This is a genomic window from Flavisolibacter ginsengiterrae DSM 18136 (assembly GCF_059568575.1).
In genome coordinates this window covers 1-5,756 of record NZ_JCANTR010000047.1, presented here as the reverse complement: position 1 = coordinate 5,756, position 5,756 = coordinate 1, and the positions used below count along the sequence as shown (strand labels likewise).

At 47.6% G+C, this 5,756-nt stretch carries 2 tRNA genes and 3 rRNA genes; all 5 read left to right on the top strand.

Annotated elements, in window-relative coordinates:
• The first annotated feature begins 248 nt into the window (after nt 1–248).
• The 5 genes from BP74_RS21495 (at nt 249) to rrf (ending at nt 5,721) form a co-directional block, all read left to right on the top strand.
• Nucleotides 249–1,780: ribosomal RNA gene (locus tag BP74_RS21495) — 16S ribosomal RNA — on the top strand.
• A gap of 227 nt (nt 1,781–2,007) precedes the next feature.
• Nucleotides 2,008–2,082 (top strand) — tRNA-Ile (locus tag BP74_RS21490).
• An 87-nt stretch (nt 2,083–2,169) separates the two neighbouring features.
• Nucleotides 2,170–2,246: transfer RNA gene (locus BP74_RS21485), tRNA-Ala, on the top strand.
• 328 nt (nt 2,247–2,574) lie between these two features.
• Nucleotides 2,575–5,461, top strand: a 23S ribosomal RNA gene (locus tag BP74_RS21480).
• A 148-nt stretch (nt 5,462–5,609) separates the two neighbouring features.
• Nucleotides 5,610–5,721: ribosomal RNA gene (rrf, locus tag BP74_RS21475) — 5S ribosomal RNA — on the top strand.
• The 16S, 23S and 5S rRNA genes sit together here with 2 tRNA genes alongside, the layout of an rRNA operon.
• Nucleotides 5,722–5,756: the final 35 nt, after the last annotated feature.

Genomic DNA, 5,756 nt, shown 5'->3' with positions numbered 1-5,756 from the left:
AAATACAGGTGAGGCATTAGGGCCTTATAAGATTCGAAATCTTATCATCTGCCAAAGCTTTTTGAAGTAGCCTTTAGGGGTTATGGATTGGAGCAAGTTCTTTGAAAGTTTGGAAGCAACAGCATTGCGGATCTCTTTTTAGTGAGGGGATCTGCAACTCAAAAGGTAAGTCAAGCGAATAAAATTCGAAATTGACTCGTTAATTTTTCAAAATTTGAGAATTTAATAGTCAGTATCAAAACTCATTTACAATGGAGAGTTTGATCCTGGCTCAGGATGAACGCTAGCGGCAGGCTTAATACATGCAAGTCGAGGGGCAGCATGACTGTAGCAATACAGTTGATGGCGACCGGCAAACGGGTGCGGAACACGTACGCAACCTACCCAAAACTGGGGGATAGCCCGGGGAAACCCGGATTAATACCTCGTAACCTAGTGGAGTGGCATCACTTTATTAGTATAGCTCCGGCGGTTTTGGATGGGCGTGCGCCTGATTAGGTAGTTGGTGAGGGTAACGGCCCACCAAGCCTGCGATCAGTAACTGGTGTGAGAGCACGACCAGTCACACGGGCACTGAGACACGGGCCCGACTCCTACGGGAGGCAGCAGTAAGGAATATTGGTCAATGGACGCAAGTCTGAACCAGCCATGCCGCGTGAAGGATGAAGGTCCTCTGGATTGTAAACTTCTTTTATATGGGACGAAACCCGGGAATTCCTTCCCGATTGACGGTACCATAAGAATAAGCACCGGCTAACTCCGTGCCAGCAGCCGCGGTAATACGGAGGGTGCAAGCGTTATCCGGATTCACTGGGTTTAAAGGGTGCGTAGGAGGGTAGGTAAGTCAGTGGTGAAATCTTCGAGCTTAACTCGGAAACTGCCGTTGATACTATCTATCTTGAATACCGTGGAGGTGAGCGGAATATGTCATGTAGCGGTGAAATGCTTAGATATGACATAGAACACCAATTGCGAAGGCAGCTCGCTACACGAATATTGACTCTGAGGCACGAAAGCGTGGGGATCAAACAGGATTAGATACCCTGGTAGTCCACGCCCTAAACGATGGATACTCGACATACGCGATACACAGTGTGTGTCTGAGCGAAAGCATTAAGTATCCCACCTGGGAAGTACGACCGCAAGGTTGAAACTCAAAGGAATTGGCGGGGGTCCGCACAAGCGGTGGAGCATGTGGTTTAATTCGATGATACGCGAGGAACCTTACCTGGGCTAGAATGTAGTCTGACCGTGGGTGAAAGCTCATTTTGTAGCAATACACAGATTATAAGGTGCTGCATGGCTGTCGTCAGCTCGTGCCGTGAGGTGTTGGGTTAAGTCCCGCAACGAGCGCAACCCCCATCACTAGTTGCCATCAGGTAACGCTGGGAACTCTAGTGAAACTGCCGTCGTAAGACGCGAGGAAGGAGGGGATGATGTCAAGTCATCATGGCCTTTATGCCCAGGGCTACACACGTGCTACAATGGGGCGTACAAAGGGCTGCCACTTAGCGATAAGGAGCCAATCCCAAAAAACGCCTCTCAGTTCAGATTGGAGTCTGCAACTCGACTCCATGAAGCTGGAATCGCTAGTAATCGTATATCAGCAATGATACGGTGAATACGTTCCCGGACCTTGCACACACCGCCCGTCAAGCCATGGAAGCTGGGTGTACCTAAAGTCGGTAACCGCAAGGAGCCGCCTAGGGTAAAACTAGTAACTGGGGCTAAGTCGTAACAAGGTAGCCGTATCGGAAGGTGCGGCTGGAATACCTCCTTTTTAGAGCACGTTCCTCTGGGTCCGCCCAAGAGGTAACATTGACTTACTTTGCTGTTGTTTCCATCACTTTCAAATTACTTTAAGTTCTTTTACAAGTTTTAAAAGTAAACCCGATAAAAAGGGGCTACCAAGATCCGTATCACGCTTTTTGGCGTGACTGGTTCGAGCAGTGAAGGCTGCTTGATTGTGGAATGGGGTCAGTCGACGTGATTGGGTCTAAACCAAATAGATCCGTAGCTCAGCCTGGTTAGAGCACTACACTGATAATGTAGGGGTCACCAGTTCAAATCTGGTCGGGTCTACTAATGTAAGTCGATAGCCGTTAGTCGCGAGTCGATAGTCTAAAAATGACTCAAGACTCTGAACTCAAGACTCCAGACTAAAAAAATGGGGGATTAGCTCAGCTGGCTAGAGCACCTGCCTTGCACGCAGGGGGTCAACGGTTCGAATCCGTTATCCTCCACCATGGATATTTAATATGGAAGATTTGATATTGAATATTTGGGTGAGAAAACAAAAAAACAGTTCTTTCAAACTAAGATGGTAATAATCCAATAGGGATTTTCACTGGATCGCATCCAGGTTATCAGCTAAAGGTTATGGTTTAAGTTGTGGAAGGTCAATGAACAATTGATAATTTACAATAACCAATAACTAAGTTCTTTGACATATTGGAAAAATCAAAAAAGTTGTTAGACGAGAGTCTATTGAACGATCACATAATAATTTAGTATCGCCAAGTTTTTGGTGGTCTGAAGTTGTTGTGGTCGGGTAACAAATACAATTTCAAATTTTTTAAAGCAACTAAGGGCACATGGTGGATGCCTTGGCTCTGAGAGGCGAAGAAGGACGTGGTAAGCTGCGATAAGCTGCGGGGAGATGCACACAATCGTTACATCCGCAGATTTCCGAATGGGACAACCCGGCATGTTGAAGACATGTCATCCGACGAAAGTCGGAAGCCAACCCCGAGAACTGAAACATCTAAGTACCGGGAGGAAAAGAAAATAAATTAATGATTCCCCAAGTAGTGGCGAGCGAACAGGGAACAGCCTAAACTTGATCGGCGTGCCGATTGAGGGTTGTAGGACCACATTTAGAAACTGTCATCAAGCTGAATTTTTTGGAAAATTGAGCCATAGAGCGTGATAGCCGCGTAAGCGTAAATTGACAGGGACGAGTGGTATCCTGAGTAGGGCGGGACCGGAGAAATCCTGCTTGAATCTGCCAGCACCATCTGGTAAGGCTAAATACTCCTCAGAGACCGATAGTGAACCAGTACCGTAAGGGAAAGGTGAAAAGCACCCTAAACAAGGGAGTGAAATAGTACCTGAAACCGTGTGCCTACAAGCGGTCGGAGCATAGCAATATGTGACGGCGTGCCTTTTGCATAATGAACCTACGAGTTGCTCCTCACAGGCGAGGTTAAGTTCTTAATTAACGGAGCCGTAGCGAAAGCGAGTCCAAATAGGGCGTTTAGTCTGTGGGGGCAGACGCGAAACTTTGTGATCTATCCATGAGCAGGCTGAAGGAGGGGTAACACTCTCTGGAGGGCCGAACCCGTTAGCGTTGAAAAGCTCTGGGATGACTTGTGGATAGGGGTGAAAGGCCAATCAAACTGAGAGATAGCTCGTTCTCCCCGAAATGTTTTTAGGAACAGCGTCGCATTTTAGAAGTTTATTAGAGGTAGAGCTACTGATTGGGCTAGGGGGCTTCACCGCCTACCAAACCCTGACAAACTCCGAATGCTAATAAATATCTGCGGCAGTGAGGCTACGGGCGCTAAGGTCCGTGGCCGAGAGGGAAATAACCCAGAATAACAGCTAAGGTCCCTAATACGTAGTTAAGTTGATCAAACGAGGTGGGGTTTCTATAACAGCCAGGATGTTGGCTTGGAAGCAGCCATTCATTTAAAGAGTGCGTAACAGCTCACTGGTCGAGAGACCCTGCACGGAAAATAATCGGGCATCAAACTACGAACCGAAGCTTTATGATTGCACTTTGAGTGTATATCGGTAGGGGAGCATTGAAATCAGCATCGAAGGTGTACCGCGAGGTATGCTGGAGCGATTTCAAAAGAAAATGTAGGTATAAGTAACGATAAATAAGGTGAAAAACCTTATCGCCGAAAGTCTAAGGGTTCCTGATCAACGTTAATCGGATCAGGGTTAGTCTGGTCCTTAGGTGAACCCGAAAGGGGTAACTGATGGAAAACTGGTTAATATTCCAGTACCGGCATTCATTTCGATGGGGTGACGCGGAAGTGACCGACACACGATGCTTACGGAATAGCACGTTTAAGTATGTAGTTATATTTTTTGCAGGTAAATCCGCAAGAGATGGCGAAGTACGAAAGTATCTGAGGGCTTCGGCCCGATGGAGTGTCCTAATAGCCGCCGAGAAAAACCTCTAAGGTTCAGGTGAATGCTGCCAGTACCGCAAACCGACACAGGTAGACGGGATGAGAATTCTAAGGCGCTCGGGTGAGCCGTGGAGAAGGAACTAGGCAAATTAACGCTGTAACTTCGGGATAAAGCGTACCGCAGCGATGCGGTCACAGTAAAATGGTTCAACCAACTGTTTAACAAAAACACAGGGCCCTGCAAAATCGTAAGATGACGTATAGAGCCTGATACCTGCCCGGTGCTGGAAGGTTAAGGAAGGGTGTTCGGTCGCAAGACCAAAGCTCCTGACTGAAGCCCCAGTAAACGGCGGCCGTAACTATAACGGTCCTAAGGTAGCGAAATTCCTTGTCGGGTAAGTTCCGACCTGCACGAATGGTCTAATGAGTTGAACACTGTCTCCTCCACGAGCCCGGTGAAATTGTAGTATCGGTGAAGATGCCGGTTACCCGCCACGGGACGGAAAGACCCCGTGAACCTTCACTACAACTTTGCATTGATTTTGAACAACCGATGTGTAGGATAGTTGGGAGACTTTGAAGCTGCCTCGCCAGGGGTGGTGGAGTCAACGTTGAAATACCAACCTTCGTTTGTTTAGGATCTAATCCAGTAATGGAAACAGTGCATGGTGGGTAGTTTGACTGGGGTGGTCGCCTCCTAAAAAGTAACGGAGGCTTGCAAAGGTTCCCTCAGTACGGTTGGTAATCGTACGTAGAGCGCATCAGTATAAGGGAGCTTGACTGTGAGACATACAGGTCGAGCAGGGGCGAAAGCCGGCTGAAGTGATCCGGTGGTTCTGCATGGAAGGGCCATCGCTCAAAGGATAAAAGGTACTCCGGGGATAACAGGCTGATCTCCCCCAAGAGCTCATATCGACGGGGAGGTTTGGCACCTCGATGTCGGTTCGTCACATCCTGGGGCTGGAGAAGGTCCCAAGGGTTCGGCTGTTCGCCGATTAAAGTGGCACGTGAACTGGGTTCAGAACGTCGCAAGACAGTTCGGTCCCTATCTGTGGTGGGCGTTAGTAAATTGAGTGGACGTGACCTTAGTACGAGAGGACCGGGTCGCACGTACCGCTGGTGTATCTGTTGTGCCGCCAGGTGCAGTGCAGAGTAGCTATGTACGGCAAGGATAAACGCTGAAAGCATCTAAGCGTGAAACCTTCCACAAGATGAGTTTACTTTTAAGAGCCGTAGTAGACGACTACGTTGATAGGCTACAGGTGTAAAGCTAGTAATAGCAAAGCCGAGTAGTACTAATTGCTCGTACGCTTTAATTTTTTTTACTACCTGCCCTCAAAGGCATGGTATAGATAGACTCTCTCCTAACTCCTTTTTTGATCCAATATGTTAATCTTATTATATAGCTATAGCGAGTGGTAGTAGTTTAAACAACTATAAACCATAAACCAGAAACTATAAACTCTTTATGGTGGTTTTGCCGAGGGTGTTCACCTCTTCCCATACCGAACAGAGAAGTTAAGCCCCTCATGGCCGATGGTACTGCACCAAAATGCGGGAGAGTAGGTAGCTGCCATATTTATTGAAAAAAGCCTTTCAGAAATGAGAGGCTTT